General features: G+C 62.4%; 23 protein-coding genes and 1 pseudogene. 12 read left to right on the top strand and 12 right to left on the bottom strand.

The features are described from left to right. Positions 1 to 28: 28 nt before the first annotated feature. Positions 29 to 1,915, bottom strand: coding sequence for a TRAP transporter large permease subunit (locus HF916_RS12940; protein WP_168789350.1), 1,887 nt, complete (start codon positions 1,913 to 1,915; stop codon positions 29 to 31). A 62-nt stretch (positions 1,916 to 1,977) separates the two neighbouring features. Then, entirely contained in the window at positions 1,978 to 3,003 is a 1,026-nt protein-coding gene (locus HF916_RS12935; RefSeq protein WP_168789349.1) for a TRAP transporter substrate-binding protein, read from the bottom strand. A 202-nt stretch (positions 3,004 to 3,205) separates the two neighbouring features. Between HF916_RS12935 and HF916_RS12930 the strand changes: the two genes are divergently transcribed. The 3 genes from HF916_RS12930 (at position 3,206) to HF916_RS12920 (ending at position 5,937) form a co-directional block, all read left to right on the top strand. Next, on the top strand, positions 3,206 to 4,261 hold the full coding sequence (locus HF916_RS12930; protein WP_168789348.1) for a LacI family DNA-binding transcriptional regulator: 1,056 nt from the start codon (positions 3,206 to 3,208) through the stop codon (positions 4,259 to 4,261). A 440-nt stretch (positions 4,262 to 4,701) separates the two neighbouring features. After that, entirely contained in the window at positions 4,702 to 5,073 is a 372-nt protein-coding gene (locus HF916_RS12925; RefSeq protein ID WP_168789347.1) for a hypothetical protein, read from the top strand. Positions 5,074 to 5,463: 390 nt separating this feature from the next. Next, positions 5,464 to 5,937, top strand: coding sequence for an Lrp/AsnC family transcriptional regulator (locus HF916_RS12920; protein WP_168789346.1), 474 nt, complete (start codon positions 5,464 to 5,466; stop codon positions 5,935 to 5,937). 40 nt (positions 5,938 to 5,977) lie between these two features. Here the strand turns inward: HF916_RS12920 and HF916_RS12915 are convergent, their stop codons facing one another. Then, positions 5,978 to 7,207 (bottom strand): YbfB/YjiJ family MFS transporter, encoded by a 1,230-nt coding sequence (locus HF916_RS12915; RefSeq protein ID WP_168789345.1) that lies wholly within the window; start codon positions 7,205 to 7,207, stop codon positions 5,978 to 5,980. A 274-nt stretch (positions 7,208 to 7,481) separates the two neighbouring features. On the opposite strand from HF916_RS12915, the gene HF916_RS12910 reads away from it, so the two are divergent. From HF916_RS12910 to HF916_RS12900, 3 genes are all read left to right on the top strand, one after another. Beyond that, entirely contained in the window at positions 7,482 to 8,156 is a 675-nt protein-coding gene (locus HF916_RS12910) for a nitroreductase family protein (protein WP_206001877.1), read from the top strand. A 155-nt stretch (positions 8,157 to 8,311) separates the two neighbouring features. Continuing rightward, on the top strand, positions 8,312 to 8,791 hold the full coding sequence (locus HF916_RS12905) for a hypothetical protein (RefSeq protein WP_168789344.1): 480 nt from the start codon (positions 8,312 to 8,314) through the stop codon (positions 8,789 to 8,791). Between the two features lie 12 nt (positions 8,792 to 8,803). Next, the gene (locus HF916_RS12900; protein ID WP_168789343.1) at positions 8,804 to 9,655 is read left to right on the top strand and encodes a hypothetical protein; all 852 of its coding nucleotides are present in this window, start codon (positions 8,804 to 8,806) and stop codon (positions 9,653 to 9,655) included. A gap of 20 nt (positions 9,656 to 9,675) precedes the next feature. Here HF916_RS12900 and HF916_RS12895 read toward each other — a convergent pair whose 3' ends face one another. The 5 genes from HF916_RS12895 to HF916_RS12875 form a co-directional block, all read right to left on the bottom strand. Continuing rightward, the gene (locus tag HF916_RS12895; RefSeq protein WP_168789342.1) at positions 9,676 to 10,371 is read right to left on the bottom strand and encodes a 4'-phosphopantetheinyl transferase family protein; all 696 of its coding nucleotides are present in this window, start codon (positions 10,369 to 10,371) and stop codon (positions 9,676 to 9,678) included. An 87-nt stretch (positions 10,372 to 10,458) separates the two neighbouring features. After that, positions 10,459 to 10,935 carry a hypothetical protein gene (locus tag HF916_RS12890; protein WP_168789341.1) on the bottom strand — a complete coding sequence of 159 codons (477 nt, stop codon included), beginning with the start codon at positions 10,933 to 10,935 and terminating at the stop codon, positions 10,459 to 10,461. 321 nt (positions 10,936 to 11,256) lie between these two features. Next, a complete protein-coding gene (locus HF916_RS12885) occupies positions 11,257 to 11,493 on the bottom strand; it encodes a DUF2783 domain-containing protein (protein ID WP_168789340.1) in 237 nt (78 codons plus the stop codon). Positions 11,494 to 11,530: 37 nt separating this feature from the next. Then, on the bottom strand, positions 11,531 to 13,240 hold the full coding sequence (locus HF916_RS12880) for an FAD-dependent oxidoreductase (protein ID WP_168789339.1): 1,710 nt from the start codon (positions 13,238 to 13,240) through the stop codon (positions 11,531 to 11,533). A 54-nt stretch (positions 13,241 to 13,294) separates the two neighbouring features. Next, positions 13,295 to 14,254, bottom strand: coding sequence for an MBL fold metallo-hydrolase (locus HF916_RS12875; protein ID WP_168789338.1), 960 nt, complete (start codon positions 14,252 to 14,254; stop codon positions 13,295 to 13,297). Positions 14,255 to 14,493: 239 nt separating this feature from the next. Between HF916_RS12875 and HF916_RS12870 the strand changes: the two genes are divergently transcribed. Next, positions 14,494 to 15,381, top strand: coding sequence for an IclR family transcriptional regulator (locus HF916_RS12870; protein WP_168789337.1), 888 nt, complete (start codon positions 14,494 to 14,496; stop codon positions 15,379 to 15,381). Further along, positions 15,378 to 16,239, top strand: a pseudogene (locus HF916_RS12865) (IclR family transcriptional regulator). Before HF916_RS12870 ends, HF916_RS12865 begins: the two are co-directional and overlap by 4 nt. A 92-nt stretch (positions 16,240 to 16,331) precedes the next feature. Here HF916_RS12865 and HF916_RS12860 read toward each other — a convergent pair. From HF916_RS12860 to HF916_RS12850, 3 genes are all read right to left on the bottom strand, one after another. Continuing rightward, positions 16,332 to 17,195: a MurR/RpiR family transcriptional regulator gene (locus HF916_RS12860; protein WP_168789336.1), complete on the bottom strand. Its 864-nt coding sequence runs from the start codon at positions 17,193 to 17,195 to the stop codon at positions 16,332 to 16,334. A 174-nt stretch (positions 17,196 to 17,369) separates the two neighbouring features. Continuing rightward, entirely contained in the window at positions 17,370 to 18,452 is a 1,083-nt protein-coding gene (locus HF916_RS12855) for an ABC transporter ATP-binding protein (RefSeq protein WP_168789335.1), read from the bottom strand. 75 nt (positions 18,453 to 18,527) lie between these two features. Beyond that, positions 18,528 to 19,301, bottom strand: coding sequence for an SDR family oxidoreductase (locus HF916_RS12850; protein WP_168789334.1), 774 nt, complete (start codon positions 19,299 to 19,301; stop codon positions 18,528 to 18,530). 279 nt (positions 19,302 to 19,580) lie between these two features. Here HF916_RS12850 and HF916_RS12845 point away from each other — a divergent pair, with 279 nt between their 5' ends. From HF916_RS12845 to HF916_RS12835, 3 genes are all read left to right on the top strand, one after another. Then, the gene (locus tag HF916_RS12845) at positions 19,581 to 20,813 is read left to right on the top strand and encodes an ABC transporter substrate-binding protein (RefSeq protein WP_168789333.1); all 1,233 of its coding nucleotides are present in this window, start codon (positions 19,581 to 19,583) and stop codon (positions 20,811 to 20,813) included. Positions 20,814 to 20,956: 143 nt separating this feature from the next. Beyond that, complete coding sequence (locus HF916_RS12840) at positions 20,957 to 21,847, top strand: carbohydrate ABC transporter permease (protein ID WP_168789332.1); 891 nt, start codon at positions 20,957 to 20,959, stop codon at positions 21,845 to 21,847. After that, positions 21,844 to 22,695 (top strand): carbohydrate ABC transporter permease, encoded by an 852-nt coding sequence (locus HF916_RS12835; protein WP_168789331.1) that lies wholly within the window; start codon positions 21,844 to 21,846, stop codon positions 22,693 to 22,695. The genes HF916_RS12840 and HF916_RS12835 overlap by 4 nt, the downstream gene beginning before the upstream one ends. Positions 22,696 to 22,751: 56 nt before the next feature. Here HF916_RS12835 and HF916_RS12830 read toward each other — a convergent pair whose 3' ends face one another. Continuing rightward, a complete protein-coding gene (locus HF916_RS12830; protein ID WP_168789330.1) occupies positions 22,752 to 23,045 on the bottom strand; it encodes a DUF1330 domain-containing protein in 294 nt (97 codons plus the stop codon). A 299-nt stretch (positions 23,046 to 23,344) separates the two neighbouring features. On the opposite strand from HF916_RS12830, the gene HF916_RS12825 reads away from it, so the two are divergent. Further along, on the top strand, positions 23,345 to 24,010 hold the full coding sequence (locus HF916_RS12825; protein WP_168789329.1) for a DsbA family oxidoreductase: 666 nt from the start codon (positions 23,345 to 23,347) through the stop codon (positions 24,008 to 24,010). The last annotated feature ends 120 nt before the right edge of the window (positions 24,011 to 24,130 follow it).

Here is a 24,130-nt window from a genome sequence, read left to right as displayed (position 1 = left end):
AACCTGTTAATGAACTTGAGAGATCTGCTTAAAGAAACCCGATCGAAATCCAGGGGATCGCCGCGACCAGAATCAGCCCGACGATCAATGCGCCCATATAACCGACAATCGGACGAATGCCCGCATCGGGATTGACCTTGCTGATCGCGCACGCCGAGTAGTAGCCGACACCGAACGGCGGCGAGAAGAGGCCCACGCCCATCGAAAGAATCACGACGATCGCGTAATGCACTTCATGCACGCCCGCGAGCCGCGCGATGGGAAACAGCAGCGGCCCGAACAGCACAATGGCGGGAATCCCTTCGAGCACGCTGCCGAGCATCACGAACACCACGATCGACACCGCCAGAAAACCGTACGCGCCGCCAGGCATCGAGCCCATCAGTTGCGCGAGGTCCTGCGAGAAGCCGGACTGTGTGAGCGCCCACGCCATCGCCGTGGCGCAGCCGATGATGAAGAGAATCGCGCCCGACAAGGTCGTCGCATCCACCAGCATGCGGCCGAGCCGCCGCCATTCGAAACGGCGATACACCAGCAGGCCGATCAGCATCGAATAGGCGATGCCGATGGTCGAGACCTCCGTCGCCGTCGCCACACCTTCGACCACCGCCATGCGAATCACGAACGGCAACGCCAGCGCCGGCAGCGACACGATGAACAAACGCCCGATCTGCCGCTTGCTGAAACGCTGCGCGCCGCTCAGGTCTTCCTTGCGATAGCGCCACCACACCACCACGCACAGAATCAGCGCGAGCACCGCGCCCGGCAGCATGCCCGCCGTGAAGAGCGCGGAAATCGACAGCCCCGTCACCGAACCGATCGTAATCAGCACGATGCTCGGCGGAATGGTTTCGCTTTGTGCGCCGGTCGTGGCGAGCAGCGCGACCAGATCGCCTTCGGAAGCGCCGCGTTTTTTCATCTCCGGGAACAGCACCGGCGCGATCGCCGCCATGTCCGCCACTTTCGAACCGGAGATGCCCGAGACCAGATACATCGCGCCGATCAGCACGAACGACAAACCACCATGCACATGACCGACGAGGCTCGCGAGAAACTCGATCATCGCGCGCGCCATGCCGGTCATTTCGATCAGCAAGCCGAGGAAGACGAAGAGCGGCACGGCCAGCAGCACGAGATGCGACATGCCTTCGTCCATACGGCCGACCACGACTTCGAGCGGTGTAAAGGTCGAGAGTCCCAGATAACCGAACGTGGCGAGCGCAAACGAAAAGCCGATGGGCACGCCCGAAAAAATCCCCATCGCCACCACGCCGACGAAAAAGATCACGAGATTGGTTTTGCCGAGCGTCTGAAACCACGGCCCGGCGAACACGGCCACCGCGGCCAATACAGCGGTGATCGCGAGCACGATTACGACGTCGCGCGCACGGCTCACCTGGGCAAGACGGATCAGGCCGACTAGCAGCATGAGCGCCGCGCCGATCGGCAAGGCGAGCGCGCGCCACGCGTTGCTGATCTGCAAGGCGGGCGTCACGATCGCCGCCTCACCGGACGCATAGTCGTAAGCAGGGGCGATCAACAGCGCAAGCAAAGCGATTGATGCGGCGATCGCCAGCGTATCGACGAATGCGCGCCGCTGCGGCGACAGGCGGCTGACCAGCGCCGTCATCCGCATATGTTCGCCGCGCCGCAACGCGAGCACGGCGCCAAGCATGGCGAGCCACAGGAACAGAATGCCGGCCAGTTCATCCGACCAGACGAGCGGTTGATGCAGCACGTAGCGACACACCACGCCCGCGAACATCACGACAATCTCCATCACAAGCAGCGCCGCCGCGCACACTTCGACGAGCGCGATCAGACCGCGGTCGAAGCTCCTCAGCCAGCGGCGCGGCATGCTCGCCGCGTGCAACGGCACGCCCGCGTCCGCCGGATTCAATGCGTGATTCGACATCCTGCTGTCTCCTCGCGGCGGCTCGCCGCGCTTCGTCTCAGGCTCACCCGTATGCAGCACGGTCAGGCTAGCTTGCCGACCGATTGTTCGAGCAGGTCCCACGCCTGATTGCCGAACTTGCTTTTCCATTCGGCGTAGAAACCCGCCTGGCGCAGCGCCGCGCGGAACGTGTCGGGCGTGGGACGGTTGATCGACAGACCCTTGCTTTGCAGATCCGCGACCGCTGCGTCGTTCAGCTTGCGCACGTCTTCACGCTGCTTGAGCGCCGACTGGTTGAACGCGTCGCTGGCAATGCCCTGCAGATCCTTCGGCAAGCGCTGCCACGCGCGCGGGTTCAGAACGAACCAGTAGCCGTCCCACATGTGGTTGGTGAGCGAACAGTACTTCTGCACTTCGTAGAGTTTCGCGACCTGCACGATCGGCAACGGATTTTCCTGCGCATCGACGATATGGGTTTGCAGCGACGAATAGACCTCGCTGAATTGCAGGCTGGTCGGCGAAGCGCCGAGTCCCTTGAACATATCGATGCTGAGCGGACTCACCGGCACGCGAATCTTCAGACCGCGCATGTTCTGCGCGCTCGTGATCGGACCGGTGCTGGTGGTCGTCTGACGAAAGCCGTTGTCCCACATCTTTTCGAACGATTCGAGGCCGGCCTTCTGCATCGCGGCGCGCACGTAGGCGCCGAGCTTGCCGTCCATAGCGCCCCACACCTGGTTGTAGTCGCTGAATGCAAAGCCCACCGCGTTGATTGCCACCGATGGCGCCAGCGTCGACACCACCAGCGCCGACGGCGTGAACATCTCGATGCCGCCGCTGCGCACCTGCGCGAGCATGTCGGTATCGCCGCCCAACTGGTTGTTAGGGAATATGCGGATCTCCATGCGCCCTTTCGACGCCTCTTTGATCTGATTCGCTGCCTCTTGCGAGCGTACGTTCAGCGGATGCGTGAGCGGCAGGTTGTTGCCGTACTTGAACACGAACTCCGGGCCGGACGCCGCGCGCACGATCGCCGGAAAGCCCAGCGCGCTGGCTACCGGCACGGCGGCCGCCGCACGCAGCAGGGTGCGTCTCGCGAGGTTGGTCATTTGAGCGTCTCCTTGCTTATAATTGATGTGCCTGTCGAATCCATCAAAAACGATCATCGCCCGCTCGCTACGCCTTGGCTTATAGTCACCGGTGTCGCGTCGTCGTGTGATAGCTGCAAGACTAGGCGTGCGCGGCTAGCGCTGTCAAACCGCGAGCTTGATGTTTTTTGATGGACTTCCGTTCTGCGAAGGAAGGACTGCCATGTCCGATACGCTTGTCCTCACCGCCGCCGCGCGTGCCCGCATTCCCGACATTGCGCGCGCCGCCGGTGTGTCGACCGCCACGGTGGATCGCGTGCTCAATGGCCGCGAAGGCGTGCGCGCCGTGACGGCGCAACGCGTGCTGCAAGCGGCCGCCCAACTCGGCTATCTGCTCACGCCAGAGGTGCCTGTCGTGCCCACCTCGAAGCCGATGCGCATCGCGTTCCTGCTGCCTGCCGGCACCAATCGCTACTTGCATATGCTCGGCGACTACATCGACTTCGCGCACGATCAGTGGAACGCGTTGGACATGAAGTGCCGTGTGCACTACGTCGAGAGTTTCAACCCGAAGGAACTGGCCGACCGTCTGTTGCACTACGGAAAGCGCGCGGATGGCGTGGTGTTCATGGCGCTCGAACATCCCGTGGTGCGCGACGCCGTGAATGCATTGGCGGACCAGGGCGTGCCGGCCATCACGCTGATCTCGGATTTATCGAATGCGCGGCGGCTGGCTTATGTGGGCATCGACAATCGTTCGGCGGGACGCACGGCGGCGTTGCTGCTCGGGCGCTTCATGGGGCCTCGGCCTAACGGAAAGATCGCGATGCTCGCGGGCAGCCTCAACTATCGTGGGCATGAGGAACGCGAGATCGGTTTTCTGCATTTGATCGAATCGACGTTTCCACAAGTGCGCGTGATCGGATTACGTGAAGGACACGACGATAGCGAGCGCAACTATATGCAGACGCGCAAGCTCCTGGAACAGCATCCCGATCTTGCCGGCATTTACAACAGCGGCGGCGGATCGGATGGCGTGGCGCGCGCGATCGTGGAGGCGCGCTCGGAGCAGAAGATTCTGTTTGTCGGTCATGGCTTGACGCCCGACACGCGAGCGTTGCTGATCGACGGAACCATGGATGCGTTGATCACGCAAACGCCGCAAGCCATGGTGGGAAATTGTCTGCGTATTTTTCGCAACGTGCGCGAGAAGCGCGATGCGATGAGCGACGTGAAGCCGGTGCAATTCAGCATTGTTCTGCGGGAGAATTTGCCTTGACGTTGCCGTGACGGTGCCGAGGGCTCAAGGCGGCATGTCAGGCACGCCGGATGCTCAATCACTTTTGTATTCAAACCTCGATACGAAAGGAGATCACACCATGCCTTACCTTCTCGGCTGGCTGCTTGGCGTCCCGTTGATCGTACTGGTCATCCTGTACCTCATCTTCCACTAACCCTTGAAACCTACTCGTTTGCGCGAGTGATCTGAGGTTCGTTCCATTGCGCCACAGCCCACGTGGCTGCGGCGAGAGAGGCGACGCCAGCGTCCAGGCGTCGCCTTTCGTGCGTCCGCACGATGCTCGTTTGCTGACGCATCGACACGCCTATCTTTCCCCTTGCGCGGCGAGGAATGGCGCGTAAAACTAACCTTCCCTAGTCCGCGAAAAATGCCATTTCTGCACACGTACGCTCAGAATGCGTACGAGCAAGGAGGGACCAATGGCAAGCAACGAGTACACGCTGTCACACCAGGACGTGGTGAAGGCCGTCATTATTCATCAGGATATTCACGAGGGTTTCTGGACGCTGAACATCAATTTCGACGTCGCGGCCGGCCACGCTCCGCAACTACCCGACCCCTGCCTTGCCGTGACGATCAAGGGCATCGGCATCATGCGCGCGTCGCCTTCTGATCCGTTCGCGATCGACGCCGGCATCGTCAATCCGCCGGCACCTCAGCATGTGGAGGGAACGGTACGCATCGCGGCGGGTGTCAACGGCACGCATCAAAGCGGCATGCAATTTTGCCGTGACGTCTACCGCAATGTCGCGGTACAGAGCGCGGCCAAAGCGCCGACCAAACCAGGTTGATCAGGCGGCTACACGTCGCTTCTCAACGCACCGCCGCTATCGATGCGGGTCGAAAAACCCGGTCGTGCGGACGATCATGCTGGCAGGCATTCGGTCAGGAACATGCGTCCATGCCCGGCGAGCGCGTCTTGCGGCGCTGGTAACGCCGCAATTCGCCCGCGTGCCGCCTTCCTGTGAAAGGCGGCGAGACACCGGATGGCAGCTTGTGGCCGCGCAAGGCCGCAGGCGCGAGGCCCGCAGCCCGGACGGTTGTCCCGGGCATGAATGCACCCTGAAAATATACCGGGACGCAGGCTGGATAGGCTTCTTAAAGCACTAGGCTTCCCACGCGCTGTCGGGACGATCTTCCTTTAGAATGCGATTTTCCAGAACAAACTTCCAGTGACGCCCATGACCATCCGAAATCGCCCGCTCGACAACCAGGATCGCAAGATCATGCGCGAACTGCAAAAGAACGCGCGCTTAAGCAATGCCGAGTTGGCAGAGTTGGTCGGCATGTCGACCACCGCGTGCTGGAATCGCACGCGTCAATTGGAAACCGAGGGGTATATCCGCGGCTACGTTGCGTTGCTCGATCAGCAGAAGCTCGGCTTCGCGGACATCGTCCTGCTCGAAGTGACGCTCGACCGTCACGACGACGACGCCCTCGCCCGCTTCGGCGCCGAGTTGGCGACGCTAACCGAAGTGCTGGAAGCGTATCTCGTGTCTGGCGACTACGATTATCTGGTGAAGGTAGCGGTCGACGGCACGGCTGGCTACGAGCGATTTCTGCGTGAGAAGCTCTACAAGATCGCCGGCATCCGTCATAGCCGTTCGATGTTCGCCTTGCGTTGCATGAAGAGCATCCCGTCCGTGCAGGTGTGAAAAGCGTGCAGCGCCCTGGCCTGAATGCGCGGAGTCACGTTTAGCGCAACGCCTTCTGACAGGCCGCCAGCACCGCGCCCGCCGCGAGCAGCAGCGCGGAATACACCAGCCCGCGCGCGAGACCCGCGCCGTCCGAGACCCAGCCGATCGCCATCGGCCCGACGATCTGCCCGAACGCGAACACGATCGTGAACGCGCTGATGCCTTTGGCCCAATGACTCGCGGGCAGATTGTGGCGCACGAAAGCCGTGGTCGACGCCACGGCGGAGAGGAACGTCGCGCCGAACAACACGCCGGACACGAACGCCACCCACGGCTGCGTGAACAGTGCGGGCAGCAGCGTCGCGACCGCGAGCAAAGCGTTCAGCACCGCGAGTGCCTGGCCGCCGCGCATGCGATCGAGCAACCCCGACCACACGCGCGCCGAGACCACGGTCGCCACGCCGAGCAGCAGATAAAAGCACGTCACGATCGCCGCGCTCATGCCCGCGTTGCGCAGCAGCGCCACGATAAACGTCATGTAGCCGATATAGCCGACGCCGAACAAGGTGTAGCCCGCCAGCGCGAGGCTGAATCGCGGCCAGCGGGGCGCGTCGACGGTGGCGTGTGATTGCGTGGCCGACGACGCCGTCGCGTGCACGGTCTCGATTTTTCGCGCTGCGCCGACGGCCACCGCGGCGAGCGCCGCACACGCGAGCGCGAGTGCGAACCACGCGTACTGCCAGCCGTGCGCGACATTGAAGATAGTCAGCGGCACCAGCACCGACGACGCCACGATGCCCCACCCCGTGCCGCCGTAATACAAACCGAGGACGAGCCCTGCGTCGTGCGGTCTCGCCGACGCGAGCCGCGCCGCCAACACGCCGCCGCTGATAAAGACCGCCGCGCTGCTCACGCCGGTGATAACGCGCAAGGCGAGCAGCGAGTCCGTGTCGGCAAGCAGACCGCTGACGGCCATCAGTAGCGCAGTCGCCACGCAACCGCCGCTGAACAATGTGCCGGCCGACCAGCGGCGCGCAAGGCGCGGAAAAGCCAGCGCGCCGAGTAGATAACCCACCGCGTTGGCCGTATTCATCGCGCCGGCTTGCGCGAAACTCCAGCCGAGGTCGAGTTTCATCGACGGCAGCAGCAGCGCGTACGCGAAGCGGGCGAGCCCGAGCGCGATCGCGCTGCCCAGCGACAGTGACGCGGCGAGCATCAGCGTGGGGAGGCGCTGCGCTGCTTCGGTGGCCTTGGAAGTCGATGCGGCGTCGAGTGTTTTTGTCGGCATGGGGCGAGCGAAAGTGGGCAAGGAGGCTGCAAGCCGCTTTTGCCAGAAAGGCTGAATTCGGCACTTCGTCATCATATCCGGGGGCGCCGGGCGCGGTTGACTGTTAGTTGCGTTAGTGCCTTGTCCCTTGGCTGGTCATACCGCCCGCGTTCCGCGCAGAGCGCCGGACAGGCGCGAAACCCAATCACGAATACAGTTTCTAAATGCGAATGATTTGCATTTACTGGCAAATTGGCTCATTATTCGGCTCACACCATCAGCCGAACCCGAAATCATGACGACGCTAGACATCAGCCGCCCCGGAACCGAAAGCCAGCGCCCAGCGGCGGCAAAGCCTGCCATCGGCGTCGGGCCAAATGCTTCGGCTGCGCTCGACGTCCTGCTGTCACGTCAATCGCAATGGCCGCTGACCGAGCCCGGTCCGGCCGACGCCGAGTTCGACCTGATCTTCGACGCCGCCTTGCGCGCACCGGATCACGGCAATCTGCGTCCCTGGCGCTTTGTGACGATTCGCGGCGACGCGCGCGGCCCTCTCGGTGACGTGCTGGTCGACCTCGCCTGCGCCCGCTCGCCGGACGAACCGCGTTCCGCGCATGCGCATCGCCGGCAGAAGGCATTCGCCGCGCCGCTGGTGATCGCGCTCGGCGCGGCGATCTCGGCGCATCCCAAGGTGCCCGAGATCGAGCAATTGCTGGCCGCCGGCGCGGCAGCGATGAACATGCTCAATGCGATCCACGCGCTCGGCTATGGCGGCTTCTGGTCCACCGGACCGGACAGTTATGAAGCGCGCCTGCACGACGCCTTGGGCTTCGCGCCGAACGAGCGCCTGCTCGGCTTCCTCTTTGTCGGCACGCCGAAAACGCCGGGGCAAGCACCGGCGCGTCCGGCGCGCAGCGCGCACGCGCGCGAGTGGCAACCGACGCAACCGACGCAGCCGGCTCAAAGCTGAAGCAAACGCCGGTAACGGCCACAAACACCTAAGCACCCGACGCAGGCTCTGCGTCATCGTCCATCCGTCGCACGCGACAAGCGCTGGCCTGCGACGCGGCACCCGTCCCATCCGGCCGGCGCGATTCATTGGACCGTGTCCATTCAGGAGCATCGATGAACTTTCGCTCTCAACACAGCAGCCGTCAGGAACTGATCGACGATCATCCGACCGACACCGCCGACGCGCCCGACCGCACCGTCCTGAGCGCCGTCCGCACATGGCTGCGGCCCGCTTGCGAAACGGCGCGCGGCGGCGTGCACTGGCGCGACATTCTCAGCGGCGTCGGTCTGCGACAGGACGGCATCGAACACTTCGATCTGCTGATGCGTTCGCTGATGCACGTGTCGTACCGACCGCTCGATATGCGCTGCCGCTGCGCCAGCGATCTCGGCAAGGACGAAGCCGTGATCCTGCAGACCATCGCGTTGCTGCAAAAAACGCATAGCGGCGCGGCGTTGCGCATGCTGAACGAATGGCTGCCCGCGCCCGCGGTGAGTGGCGTCCTGAAGCTGATTCGCTGGTTTGCCATCGATCTGCTCGACGCCGGTGTGGAACTCGACGTGCAAGCACGGCGCATCACCTACATGCATTAAGGAAGCAGGCCTATGCCATTGGAACTGGACCAGGCTTGCCCGGCGACTTCGCGTGTGCGCGACAGCCGCGAGTCACGCGAAGTCGTCGCTGAACGCAGTGCCGGCGAACCTACCGTGCAGGCCGCCAGCATCGCACCCCCTATCGCCGCCGCGGCCGCACCCGCATTCCTGTGTCATCCGCTGACACGCAGCTATCCGTACAACGTCGCCGCGCCGCGCGCAGGCGAGTTGCATCTTTGGCGGTTCCGCTGCGAATGGCTACCGGTGCCGGTGCAGGAAGGCGATAGCTGGTTGTCGAAGAGCGAACGCGAGCGCGCGCGGCTGCATCCGAACGCCGCGTTGCGCAAGCGCTTTGTCAGTGCGCGCGTGGTGGTGCGCTGGATCGTCGGGAATCTGTTCGACTGCGAGCCGCACGCCGTCGATCTCCAGGACGACGGCAACGAGAAACTGCGGGCACGTCATCCTCGCGACGGTCGCGGCATCACGATCGATATCGCGTACGGCGGCATCTGGATCGTGATCGGCATTGCATCGGCGACGCTGGGATTGAGCGTCGTCGTGCCTTCGCCCGGCGCGGCGCCCGACAAGACGCCGGAAGCCTCGCGCCGGCGCGCTCGCTATGGCAGTCTCTGCAATGCGCTGCGTTACGCACCCGTCGACATCGATGTCGAACGGCTGTTCAGCCACACCGCAACCGGTGCGTTCGATCTCGCCGAACACGGGCTCTGGCATGTGCTCGATGTACCGATGGCCGGCAAGATTCGCGCGGCGGTCGCGCTTGCGCAGCCGGCCAGGCAGCCGCTCACCCACGTGCATACATTCGGCTGGCCGAAGGCTTTGGCGTTCGGGCAGGCAAACGCCTAGCGCGCTGAGTCTGTTTGCAATTACCGGAACGCGGTCACCGACCACGCGACGCACGCAGCGTAGGCGTCCGGTGCGGCGAGCCAGTGCGCGGCGACATCGCGCATATCGGCGGGAATCTGCTTGCGCAGCGTCACGCGCGTACTCTCACGCGGCAGCACAGTCAAATGCTGCAACCCGCGTGTGATGCCCACGCCCGTTGTTTTGACGAGCGCTTCCTTGGCGACCCACGCGTCGTAAAACGCAGCGCTCTGCTGTCCCGCGTCGAGACGTTCGATCCACGCGGCCTCTTCCTGGTCGAGCGTCAAGGACGCAATCGAACGCCAATCGAATTTGTCGCTGCACTGCTCGATATCGACGCCGACGCGCCGAATCGGCGACATCGCGATCAATCCATACGCGCCCGCATGTGACACATTGAAATCGAAGCGATCCGAATCCGCGAGATGAGGTCGGTGGTTGGCGTCGAGCGAAAAACGCACGGCGTGCGCCGCGATGTCGAGCCGCCGCGCGAGCTCTTCACGCAGCGCGGCGCGCACGCTGGCGAAGCGCAACGCGTCTTCATGGCGGCGAAAGTTGCGGGCTCGCGTGCGTTCGTCGTCGCTGAGGGATGCGAAGGCGGGCGCGTCGAGCGACGCAGTGAAGTCGATGTCAATCCGCCACAACGCAATGTCGGGCGGGCCGTCGTGGGGCAGCGGAACAGGGTCGATGGAATACATAGTTCGGACGTGATGGGTGCAATCGCGGACGCATAGCCGCGACTCTACCCGATATAACGTCCGAAGCCCTCGATCTTTAGCGACGCTTCATGCCTTCGACGTGTCGCCGATATGGCACATCAACTGGCAAAGGATGGGGTGACACCCAGGAGACTGCGGCGCGTTCTTCGTACAGCGAGCGAACTGCCGCGACCAGGACGCATCATTCGGCGATGCAGTCTTAGTACCACTGGAGATTTTTTCGCGGCATGCTGCAAGCGTCGCGGCCAACGCTTTCGCGCTCAAAGGATGCGCGTAATTCACCGTTGGATAATCGCCAAACAACTGCGCTAATGGCGAATCGTCGATGGACGCCAATTCTCCGACCGCGAGTTGCGTGGCGATTTGCAGCACTTCGCACTCGACTTCGAAAAAAAATGATTCAGGCACGTCCAGACCAGGCGCGTAGTGGTTGATCCAGAGCAACGCCGATTCGGCAAACTGCGCGGGAGAAAGCCACTTTCCGTCGACTTTCATCGACGCCAACTCTTGAACGACAAGGTCGCTTATCAAAAAGAATTTCATCTCGTGTCTCTTTCTAGCCGAACGCGGGAAATTTCCCACCGGCAACGCACGAGGACATGGCGCGCCGGCACGAAGCAATCCGGCTCACGGGAACGTCACACCCTATGCGATCTAATCATCCTTCGCTCAGCAAGCCGGCTAGTATGAGGCAGCGCATGTGCCACTTTGCTAAGAAGAATCTGATAGTAGGAAAGAAACAATTGAGAGAAATCGCGGGTTATCCACCGCGAGTTTGAGAGGAAGCGCGCGCAACAAATCACTACTATTGACGTCTTCCGACATCCGCCTTGCGCAAAGTCAAACTTTGGTCGCGTCAGGCGCTTAAGCAGCTAGCGGACGCGCTTCACCATTTCGCGCCGGCATGTCGGTCACGCCCTCGCGGGCATGCCGTATCGCTTCGAGCAGCGTGGCGTGATCGCCGATATGGTTGGCGAGTAGCAGGATCAGTTGCGCATTGGCCGACTGGCTCTGCGCATCGTCCAGATCGCGATGCATATCGATCAACGCCTCGTAGAAATCATCGGGGTGGGCGAGATTCGGATGCGTGTTTAGTGTCATGTGTGTCTCCTGCTATTTTTTTGCTGATGCCGCCCGTTCAAGCCGTACCTTCGACGCACAACGCGCGTTTCAACGCATACCCGACATCACCGGCATCGAGTTGCCGCCAGCGCGCGCAAACATGCTGGTCCGGACGGATCAGATAAAACGAGCCGGGCTTTGCATCGTAGCGTGCGTGGGCCAGCCCTTCGATATCGTGCGCCACTTGCGCGCCCGCCGACGCAACGGCCTGCGGATCGCCACGCGTCACCACGACGAGCTTCAGCGGAATCGGTCCCGCGCGCAACGTGTCCAACGCGGTCTGAATCGACTGATCGACACCTTGTTCGCCGCAGAACAGCACGCCGGTGAATTGCTGGCCGAGTTGCTGCAGCAGCCATGCCGGTTGTGCCGCGACTTGCAGAGGTGCATCGACGCATGACGCACCCGGCACCATCGACCCTTCAAACTGGTCACAGTCCGCTGTATTCAGCGGGGAATCACTCAACACCGCCGGCACCGACAGCCGGCCACTATTGGCCAATTGCCGCGCAAACGGATGATGACGCGAGAGCTTCAGCACCGCGTCGCGGAACACACCGCTCACGGGACTCTTCGGCGTAATGAAATCGGTGGAACGCGTGGAGTTGCGGATGTTTTCGTCGGCGGCGAATTCGCGTTCGCTTGCATAGGTGTCGAGCAAAGCATCGGAGGCCTTGCCTTCGAGCACCATCGCCAGTTTCCATGCGAGGTTTTCCGCGTCCTGCACACCGCTATTCGCACCACGCGCGCCGAACGGCGACACGCCATGCGCGGAGTCCCCGGCGAACAGCACGTTGCCATGGCGGAAGCGCTCCATGCGCAAACAAGAAAACGTATAGACGCTGACCCATTCCAGCTCGAACTTCGCGTCCGGCCCGAGCAACGCGCGCACGCGCGGGATCACGCGCTCCGGCGTTTTTTCCAGCACCGGATCGGCGTCCCAGCCTAACTGGAAATCGATCCGCCATACGTTATCCGGCTGACGATGCAGCAACACCGATTGATTCGGATGAAACGGCGGATCGAACCAGAACCAGCGTTCAGTGGGAAATTCCGCTTCCATCTTGACGTCGGCGATCAGGAAACGATCTTTGAACGTCACACCTTTACTGTCGAGTCCCATCAGATTGCGGATCGGACTGCGCGAGCCGTCGGCGGCGACCACATAGCGGCCGCGCAACGCGTACTCACCATTGGGCGTGTCGACTGTCAGCGTCACGCTGGCGTCGTGCGTGCCGGGCGTACCGCTTTGCTGCACGCCGACCACTTTGTTTTTCCAGCGGATCTCGAGATTCTGCATCTCCTGCGCGCGTTCGAGCAGAAAGCCTTCCACGTAGTACTGCTGCAGGTTGATGAACGCGGGCCGGTTGTGGCCCGCTTCGGGTTGCAGATTGAACGTGTACACCAAGTCGTTTTTCAGGAACACCTTGCCGACATTCCAGCTGATGCCCTTGTCCACCATTCGCTGCCCGCATCCCAGGCGATCGAAAATATCGAGCGAGCGCTTCGAAAAGCAGATCGCGCGCGATCCCGTGGACAACGAACAATCGTCGTCGACCAGCACGACCGGCACGCCCTGCTGTGCGAGATCGATCGCGGTAGCGAGACCCACCGGGCCTGCACCGACCACGATCACGGGATAGGCCGCCTGGTCCGCGTCGCCCTGCGCGCTCTGTTCACGGCACGGCTGGTATTCGAACGACAGCGTCTGGTAGTTGATACTCATCTTGTGTCTCCGTCCTTCTCCGCTCTGCTTGGTCTTGCTGTGCGTCTGTTCTTATCAGGCTTGCAGCGCGTCCCACATTTCCTTGTCGCGCTGCGCGGTCCAGATACGCGGATGCGCGATACCGCTCGCTTCGTCGAAAGCGCGCGACACATCGAACGGCAGACAGTGCTCGTAGATGAAAACCTGGCCGAACTTCGGGTCCATGGCCTTGCGAGTGTGCGCCATCGCGGCTTTCAGATCGAGTTTCTGTTCGACGGCTTCACGGCCTTGTTGCAGCAGCGTGGTGACGAAATCTTTCGTGTAATCGAGGCCTTTGTTGACGTCTTCCGGCGTGGTCAATGCAGGACCGCGGCCCGGCACCAGCTTGTCGGCTTTCAGCGCGCGCAGCGCTTCGAGCGTGGCCGGCCATTGTTCGAGTTGCGCGTCGCCGCAATAGCAGGCGGCGTCGTATTCGACCAGATCGCCGGAGAACAGCACCTTCTGCGACGGCAGCCACACCACCGTATCGCCCTTGGTGTGACCCGCGCCGAGATGAGCGATGCGCACTTCGAGCTTGCCGAGGAACAGCGTCATTTCCTTTTCGAACACGAGCGTCGGCCACGTCAGGCCCGGCACCGTTTCGACGCCGGCGAACAGACGCGGGAAGCGTTCGATTTCCGACTTCATGTCCGCTTCGCCGCGCTCGACGATCATCTCGTACGTGCCGCGGCTCGCGATCACTTCCTGCGCGCCTTCCTCGAAATAGGCCGATGCGCCGAGCACGCGCACCGCGTGGTAATGCGACAGCACGACGTATTTGATCGGCTTATCGGTGACGCTGCGAATCTTCGCGATGAGGTCTTGCGCCATGGCCGGCGTGGCGGTGGTGTCGACGATCAGCACGCCGTCGTCGCCGATGATCACGCCCGAGTTCGGATCGCCCTCAGCGGTGTACGCGTAGGCGTTCTCGGATAGCTTGGTCCACGTGACTTTCTTGACTTCCAGATCGGCCTGGGATGCGAATGCCTTTGCCATGCTTGTCTCCCTCAAAAGTTGGACGTGAGGCGAGACGGCCGGCTGCGCGAATGCCGCGCGGGCTGACGGTATTGGAGGATTGTCTCGCCCCGTTTCTTGACTCTATAACTGCGCCGGTGTGTCGGGGTGAATGCATCTTAGGACGGCGCCCGTTTATTTGTCAATAGCGAAATGTATCGCCATACGCAAATCTTGAGAGGCCTAAGATGAGGATAGGAAGGCATAGGCCTTCGGTTAACATGGACCCTTTTTTACGGACGAGCGCGGGTGTGAGCAAAGCAGCGAAATCGGCCACGGGCAAAGGCATGGGCGGCAGCGAGACGACGGACGGTGGCAAGACGCAGCGCGGCATTCAGAGCGTCGAAGTGGGCGGCCGCGTGTTGCTGGCGCTCGCGCAGGCGCGCACGCCGCTCGCCTTGTCCGACCTCGCCAGCGCCGCGCAGATCGCGCCGGGGCAGGCCCACGCCTACTTAGTGAGCTTAAGCCGGCTGGGTTTGATCAAGCGCGACGAACTGTCGGGCCGCTTCGAACCCGGTCCGCTGTCGTTGCGGCTCGGTTTGCTGCATCTGGAGAACCAGCCGGCGTTTCGCGCCGCCGTGCCGCGCGTAGCCGCGTTGGCGGAAGCGATCGGCTTCAGCGTCGCGATCTGTATTGCCGGGCCGCAAGGGCCGACCATCGTTCGCTATGAGCATGCGGGCTTTCCGTTGCACGTCAATTTGCATGTGGGCACGGTGATGTCGCTGCCGGCCACGTCGACGGGACGGGTGTTTTGCGCTTATTCGCGGCACGAGGTGCTTGACGCAATGTGGGCGAATCAATCGGGCGCTATTGGCAATGCCATGACGCCGCCTGACCAAAGCGCCGCCTTCGAAGCCGCGCTGGACGCGATCCGCGCGCGCGGCCTGGAGTACAGCGTGGATGCGCCGAGTCCGGGCATCAGCAGTCTGAGCGCGCCCGTGCTGGATGCCGACGGTCACTTGTCGCTCGCGCTGACGGTGATCGGCTCGACCGGCGCGATCGACGTCGCCGCCGACGGTCCGATCGCGCGTTCGCTGCTTGCGACAGCGCGCGACATCGGCGCTGAATTGGCGATTGCCCCTCCCATGCTGGCTTCTTCCGCATCGTGACCGATTCTCTCGACACTTCTCACGCTCATTCCGCCGCCGATGCGAAACCGCAGCGCGGCATCCAGTCGCTCGATAGCACGGGCGAATTGTTGGCGGCGCTGGTCGCGGCGGCGCGGCCGTTGAGCCTGCGCGATCTTGCCGCTGCCGCGGGCATGCCGCCGGCGAAGGCGTTTCCGCATCTGGTGAGTCTGCTGAAAATCGGCTTGCTTAATCGCGATGCGTCGGGCTGTTTCGAAGCCGGGCCGCTCGCGCTGGAGCTCGGTTTGATCGGTTTGCAGCGCTTGTCGCCGACACGTGAAGCGGACCCCGAAGTGGTCGAATTGGCGGCGTCGACGGGCATGAGCGTCGCGATGGCGGTGCTCGGTCCGCTTGGGCCGACCGTCGTGCGTCTGGAGGAGTCGGCGCGGCCGCTGCATGTGAGCCTGCGGGTCGGCACGGTGATGTCGCTGGCGAATACCGCGATTGGCCGCGTGTTCGCCGCTTATGTCGCGGACGATGTGCGCGCGGGTTTGCTGGCGCAGGATCATCTGCGGTTGGCGGGGGCGGATGCGGCGGATGTTTTTGAAGGAAAGCCGGCGCCGGCGGGCAAAGGTAAAGCGGCGAGCGACACGGGCGCAGCGTCTTGCGCAAATCCGCGCGGATGGGATCGATACGGCGCTCAGCCGGCCTGTACCGGGCATTAATACGCTAGCCGCGCCGGTGCTGGATCATACGGGCAGCATCTGTCTCGTTCTGGCGTTGATGGGGCTGAGCGGCAGCTTCGACAGCGAATTGGCGGGCGGGCCGGCGCAGACTTTGCGCGCCGCGACGTCCAGGCTGTCGCGGCGTCTTGGGTGGATAGCCGGGGCTTCCGAGTAAGCGTTTTTTAGAAATCTGGCCGTTTGTAATCGTTTCGAGAGCCGAATAATCAAAACTGCGCGGAAAACGACGAGCTACGTCCGCGCCCTCCCTCAATCCCTCGCCGCCTCCGGCTCATGCGACGCCAGCCTCGCCTTCGCATGCCGCATCTTCTCGAGCGTCTTCGGCCCGGCTTTGAGCGCGACGCCGATCGCCAGCGCGTCCATGATGCAAAGATGCACGAGCCGCGACACGCCCGGCGTGTTCGGATCGATCGGGCTCGGTACGCGCAGCAGTAGCGGAATATCCACCAGCCACGCAAGGCGCGAGCCGACATTGGTCAGCGCAATCGTAGTGGCGCCGCGTTCCTTGGCGATCTGAATGCTCTCGTTGACTTCAACACTACGGCCCGAATGCGAAATCGCAAAGGCCACATCGCCTGGTTCCATCAGGCCCGCGTAAAGACGCTGCAGATGTCCATCCGTAAATGCTGTGGACGCAATATCGAGCCGTAGAAACCGCAGCGCCGCATCCTGCGCGACCAGCCCCGAGCCCGAACCGACGCCGAAGAAAAACACCCGCCTCGCGCTCGACAGCGCCGCGATCGCACTCTCGACCACCGCCGGATCCAGCGCGCCACGCGCGTGCGTGATGCCGTCGACCGCCGCCTCGCCCACCTTGTCCATGAGCGTCTGCACGTCGTCGTCGCGCGCCACCGCCGTGGATGCATACGGCAGCCCGCCCGCCACGCTTTGCGCCAATTGCATCTTGAAGTCGCGCAGACCATGCGCACCGATGGCGCGGCAAAAGCGCGTGACGGAAGGCTCGGACACCTCCGCGCGTTGCGCGAGTTCGGTGATGCTCGCGCGCATCGCGAAGTCGACGTCGCTCAGCACCATCTCGGCGACCTTGCGCTCGGCGGGCCGCAAACTGGCGAGTGCGCTGCGGATGTGGGGAATCAAGTTCGGTGCGGACACCCGGTGTTCCTTCAAAGCGCCCCCAGACCTGTCGCTTCGCGCCAGGCCCCCCGACGGGCTGAGAAAACTTGGGGCGACCCGGCGCTTTCTCATGCGTTAAATAAATCCGCGTCGCGTCGCAACTTCAGTGAGCCTGAGGCAAGCTCGTATCGACCTCAAACGGCAACACGCGGTTCAGACCAGCCTGCGTCCACTCTCCGTATCGAACAGATGAATATGTTCGGCCGGCAAACGCAGCGTCACGCGCTGGCCGGGCTCGATCTTCGAGCGCTGACGAGTCGTCACGCACCACGTGCCGCCGCCTATTTTCCCGTACAAGTGAGTCTCCGCGCCAGTCGGCTCGACCACTTCGACTTCCATCGTCGCGTCGGGCGTCTGCGTCATGGTTTCGATGTGTTCCGGCCGCACGCCGAGCGTGACCTTCGCGCCGACCACCGCCGATGCGGGCGCGCCCTCCAGCACGATCTCGCCGCCGTCCGTGAGATTCAACGCGAGGCCCTGGCCTTGCGCGCGGCTCGCGATCACACCTTCGGCGAAATTCATCGACGGCGAGCCGAGGAAGCTCGCCACGAACAGATTCGCCGGATGATCGTACAGCTCCAGCGGACGGCCGATCTGCTCGATCCGCCCCGCGTTCATGACGACAATGCGGTCCGCCATCGTCATCGCTTCGATCTGATCGTGCGTGACGTAGATCACCGTATTCTTCAGCCGCTGATGCAGCGCCTTGATTTCGGTGCGCATCTGCACGCGCAGCTTGGCGTCGAGATTGGACAGCGGCTCGTCGAACAGGAACAGCGACGGCTCGCGCACCACCGCTCGGCCCATTGCCACGCGTTGCCGTTGACCGCCGGACAGCGCGCGCGGCAAACGGTCCAGATAGCCGCTGAGGTTCAGCATCTTCGCGGCGGCTTCGATTCGCGGCTTGAAACTCGCCGCCGACTCCTTGCGAATCCGCGGCCCGAACGCGATGTTCTCGTAGACGGACAGATGCGGATACAGCGCGTAGCTCTGGAACACCATCGAGATATTGCGCTGCTGCGGCGCGAGACTGTTCGCGCGCGTGCCGCCGATCATCAGATCGCCGCCGCTGATCTCCTCGAGCCCCGCCACCATGCGCATCAACGTGCTCTTGCCGCAGCCCGACGGCCCGACCAGCACGACGAACTCACCGTCGTCGATGTCGAGATCGATGCCGTGCACCACTTGCGTGTCGCCATAGCGTTTGAAGATGCCGCTCAGTTGCACTGCTGCCATGCTGTCCTCATCGTCTTGCTTGGTTGACTCGATCTCGTGGTGCCTGCGTATTTGCTGCGTGTTGCTTCAGGCCGTTCAGAGCGACTCGAGCGTCAGTTCTTCCGCCATCAAACGGTTGCCGGCCATCAGGCCGCCGTCGACCGGCAGTGCGACGCCGGTAATCACACGCGCCATCGGCGAGGCGAGAAACAGCACCGCGTCGGCGATGTCGTCAGGCGTCGCGAAGTCGCGCAACGGGTACCACTTTTTCAGATCCTCGAAGACCTGCGGGTTCTTGTCGACGCGCGCCTGCCACGCCTGCGTCTTCACCGTGCCTGGACACACGATGTTCGCGCGAATGCCGTAGCGGCCGAGTTCGAGCGCGAGCGCTTTCGTATAACTGATGAGCCCGGCCTTCGCCGCGCTGTACGCCGGATGACCGAGCGCGGCCATGCCGTTCACCGAACCGATCAGCACCAGCACGCCCCGCTGCCGCTCGATCATCGACGCGCGCACCGCTTCAACCGTGTGATACGTGCCGTTCAGATTCAGATGGATGTCGCGCTGCCAGCTCGCGACGTCGGTCGTGGCGAGCGTCAGACCTTGTGCCGCGCCCGCGTTGGCGACCAGCACATCCACCGGACCGCGCAACTCGACCGCGGCGGCCACTGCTTGCTGCACTGCGGCGGCGTCGCCGAGATCGACCGCGATCGGCGTGACGTTGGCCTCGCCGAGCTGCGCGCTCAAAGCCTTCAGCGCGGCGGCGTCGATGTCGAGCGCCAGCACCGTATCGCCCTGCTCCACGAAGCGCTTACACAACACGCTGCCAATGCCGCCGCAAGCGCCCGTTACCAACACCACACGATTCATTGTCCGCCTCGCTGTTCAACCGCGCCGCCAGCCCGGATTAGCGTGTAAATTTCCTACAAATCCTCACTCGCCACAGTTGTCTAGTCATCCCGAAGATTGGGTATCCATGACATCGCGTTGCGCAGAATACCCCTGCTTTACAGCATCTTATGCACAAAACTGGCTGGGAAAAAATATGGCAGACCCTACGTGACAAGCTATTTTGCGTCATGTAGGATTTTTTCAAACAATTTAACCCGAAGCGGCCGGCGACGGCAGCAAACCATCCAGGAGAGAGAAATGTCGTTGCATGCCCGTGCTTCCCTCGCGCTAGGCAAAGTTGCCGTGGCGCTCGCGTTTGCAGGTATCGCCGTCGCGGCTCACGCCGACACGGTTCGCGTGACCGTCGCACACTACAGCGACGCGACCGCGCCGTACTTCGAAAAAATGGCCCGCAACTTCGAGAAGGCCAATCCCGGCACGACGATCAAGATCGAAGACGTGAACTGGGACACGCTGCAACAGAAACTGCAGACAGACATTTCCGGCAACGCCAACGCCGACCTCGCGATCGTCGGCACGCGCTGGCTGCTCGACTTCGTGAAGGACGACGTCGCCGAGCCGCTCGACGGCTACATGGACGCGAACTTCAAGAGCCGCTTCATCGGCCCGTTCCTCGCACCGGGTGAAATCAACGGCAAGGTGTACGGCCTGCCGATCGCCGCGTCCGCGCGTGGGCTGTACTACAACAAGGACCTGCTCGCCAAGGTCGGCTATCCCGACGGTCCGAAGACCTGGAACGACGTGATCGAAGCGTCGAAGAAACTGAAGGCGCAGGGCATTGCCGGCTTCGGTCTGCAAGGCAAGGAAATCGAGACCGACGTCTACTATTACTACGCCCTGTGGACCAATGGCGGCGACGTGGTCGGCAAGGACGGCAAGGCGGCGTTCAATTCGCCGGCCGGCATCAAGGCAGCCACGCTGTACAAGACGATGATCGACGACGGTCTGACGCAACCGGGCGTGACCGGCTATAGCCGTGAAGACGTGCAGAATCTGTTCAAGCAAGGCCGCGTCGCGATGATGATCTCCGCACCGTTCCTCGCCAAGCAGATCAAGAAAGAAGCGCCGAACCTGAAGTACGGCATCGATCCGATTCCGATGGGCACGGCGCACGCCACCTACGCCGTCACGGACTCGATCGTGATGTTCAAGAACTCGAAGGTGAAGAAGTCGGCGTGGAAGTTCCTCGACTATCTGTTCACGAAGGAACCGCGCGTGGAGTTCACCACGACCGAAGGCTTCCTGCCGACCACCAAGGCTGAGGCGACCGATCCGGCATTCAACGATCCGGACACCAAGGCCTTCGTCGCACTGCTGCCGACCGCCCACTTCGCACCGACCGTCACTGGCTGGGAAGACACCGCGAAGGCCGTGACCGACGCGATGCAATCGATCTACCTGGGCAAGGCAAAGCCGGCTGACGCATTGAACGCGGCGGCCACGCAAGCGAACAAGTCGCTCGGCAAGTAATCGCTTAGTCTCGTAGTGATCTGCTGAACCCGGAACGCGCGCCGCCACTGCAAAGGCGGTGCGCGTTTCGGTCGTAATGCACTATCCGGCCCATCCCGTCGCGCCCGCCGATCAACGCGGACGCGTCTTACGATCGAGCACGCATGAGCCGCTCCGCTTCTTCGCGCCTGCAAGCGCCCTGGTTGCTGATTGCGCCGAGTCTGGTACTGGCGCTTTTCATCATCAGCTATCCGATATTCAACATCGTGTGGCAATCGCTGCACGAGGTCTCACGCTTCGGCGCGATTCGCGATTTCACCGGCCTGCAGAATTTCTACACGATCTTCAGCGATCCCGCGTTTCTTGCCGCCGCTAGGCGGACCCTTGTCTGGACCGTCTGCGTGGTGGGCGGCACGGTGCTGATCTCGGTGCCCGTTGCGCTAGTGCTGAATCAGGATTTCTACGGGCGCGGCGTAGCGCGCACGATCGTGATGCTGCCGTGGTCCGTCTCGCTGACCATGACCGCCGTGGTCTGGCGCTGGGCCTTCAACGACGACTACGGCATGGTCAACGTCACGTTGCAGAGGCTCGGCTTGATCGGCGGTCCGATTCATTGGCTGGCCACGCCGGAACTCGCGTTTCCGGTCGAAATCGCGGTCGGCATTCTGGTGTCGGTTCCATTTACGGTGACGATTCTGCTGGGCGGTTTGTCCTCGGTGCCCGGCGATATTTACGAAGCCGCGCGCATGGACGGCGCGAGCGCCTGGCAACAGTTTCGTAAACTCACCATGCCGCTGTTGCGTCCGTTCATCAACATGACGATTCTGTTGAACGTGATCTACGTGTTCAACTCATTTCCGATCATCTGGGTGATGACGCAAGGTGGTCCTGACAACAGCACGCACATTCTCGTCACGTATCTTTATGAACTCGGCTTCCGGCTCGGGCGTCCCGGCGAAGCCGCGGCGGTGTCGCTAATCATGCTCGTCATGCTGTTTGTTTTCTCGATCGCCTATCTGCGCCTGCAGCCCGCGAAAGAAGGAGATCCGTCATGAGTCTCAGCGTCAAGATGAAGCGCACGCTGTGGTGCTGGCTCGCGCTGTCGCCGCTGGTCGTAGTGGTGCTGTTTCCGTTTGCCGTCATGTTGTTCACCGCGTTGAAGCCGGCCTCCGAGATTTTTGTGTATCCGGCGCGCTGGCTGCCCGTGCATTGGCAGTGGAGCAATTTCTCCGATATGTGGGTGGCGGCCAATTTCGGCGTGGCGCTGCGCAATAGCACGGTAATCAGCTTGCTGTCGACCGCGCTTGCGCTGGCTGTCAGCTTGCCGGCGGCTTATGCATTGGCCAGATTTCCGTTTCGCGGACGCGGGCTCTACCGTCAGTTTCTGCTCGTCACGCAGATGTTGTCGCCGATTCTGCTCGTGGTCGGCCTGTTCCGGCTGGCAGCGATGATTCCTTATGGCGATGGGAATCTGGTTGACTCCAAGATCGGCGTGATCGTGTCTTACGCGGCCTTCAATATCGCGTTTGCCGTGTGGATGCTGTCTTCGTACTTTCAGACGGTGCCGCGAGATCTGGAAGAGTCGGCGTGGCTCGAAGGATGCGGACGGACCAAGGCGGTCTTCAAAGTGTTCCTGCCGCTCGCGGTGCCGGCGATCGTCGTCACCGCGATCTTCACGTTCATCAACGCGTGGAACGAGTTTGCCGTGGTCTATACCTTGATCCGCTCACCCGAGAACAAGACGCTGACCGTGCAGGTGACCGACATGGTCGCCGGGAAATACGTGGTCCAGTGGCATCTGGTGATGGCCGCTACGCTCTGCGCGACGTTGCCGGTTTCGATCGTGTTCGCGTGGTTGCAGAGGTATCTGGTGAAGGGACTGGCGTTGGGGGCGGTGAAGTAGAAATTGGGGCGAGCGCGGGTCTGCATGGGCAGGCCGCGCTCGCCCTATCCTTCGCGTTACTCCGTGCCGCGCACAATCCGCAGATCGCGCTCGACGCCATCGCCCAATGCCGCCAGCGCTTTCTTGTAGAGTTCGCTGTCGTAAGCGGCGAGGGCCGCTTCGTAGGTCGGAAACTCGATCACGACCGTCCGCTCCTTCAAGCCTTGCTCACGAGCCTCTTCCGCCGCGCCACGCACGATGAACTTGCCGCCGGCAGCCGCCACCGCGGGTACGGCAAGCTGCGCATACGCGGCCAGTTTGGTTGCGTCCTTCGTCGCGCGATATGACGTCACCCAATATCCCTTGCTCATTTGAAGCTCCTTTCAACGTTGGAAAAGCAGTCGTTATCGTGCACGACGGCGAAGAGGGATTATGACGCCTGCCGGCATCCCTGTTGCTCGTGTGGTCAATGGTTTCAACTGCGGCTGGTGAATTGTAAAGCGCCGGCTCGCGTTCCGTCACGAGGGCGGTCCTGCAAAACCTGGCGATTCAGGTTACGCTGTTCGCGGATTTCGCTGTGGCACCAAAGTGGCCACGCGACAGATCATCTCCACTCGCAACTATCTCGCATGGGACCAGAGTAAGTGCTCTGGTCAACAGGATCACCGCAATGACTCAAGCGCTCACTATCGATTTTGTCTCCGATATCGCATGCCCATGGTGCGCGATCGGCCTCTCCTCGCTCCAACGCGCGCTCTCGCGTCTCGGCGATGCGGTCGACGCGCAAATCGTCGTGCATCCGTTCGAATTGAATCCGGACATGGGACCGGACGGCGAGACCATTGTCGACTATCTCGGCAAAAAATATGGCCGCACACCGGAACAGATCGCCGAAACGCAGGCCGCGATCCGCGAGCGTGGTGCGAGCGTCGGTTTTACTTTTGGCCCGCGCACCCACGTGTACAACACCTTCGACGCGCACCGTCTGTTGCATTGGGCGGGCATCGAGGGCAAGCAGTTGCCGCTCAAGTTGGCGCTGCTGCGGGCGTATCACTCTGAGGGCAAAGATCCGAGCGATCACGAAGTGCTGATCGAAGCCGCGCAGTCCGTCGGGCTCGATGCCGCGGAGGCGCGTGACGTACTGCAAAACCGAACCTATGCCGCCGAGGTTCGCGCAGAGGAGCGGAATAACGAGGCAATGGCTATTCAGTCGGTGCCGGCCATTATCTTCAACCGTCGCTACCTGGTGAGCGGCGGACAGCCTGTCGAAACTTTCGAGCAAGTCATCCAGCAGATTCTGGCTGAAGCGAAGAATGAGGGTTCACAGGGCACGTAACGCTGAACGTCGTGCAGGCATCGGAAACACCGATGCGATCGGGATCGCGCTTCTAAACCTGATCGTTCCGATCGATTCAAGCCCTTCACCAACAAGCTTGCACGACGACGCATGCCCTGC

It is taken from the genome of Paraburkholderia aromaticivorans, from assembly GCF_012689525.1.
Classification (GTDB): Bacteria; Pseudomonadota; Gammaproteobacteria; order Burkholderiales; family Burkholderiaceae; genus Paraburkholderia; species Paraburkholderia aromaticivorans_A.
Note: the sequence above shows the minus strand (reverse complement) of the source record. Positions and strands in the feature narration are given on the sequence as shown.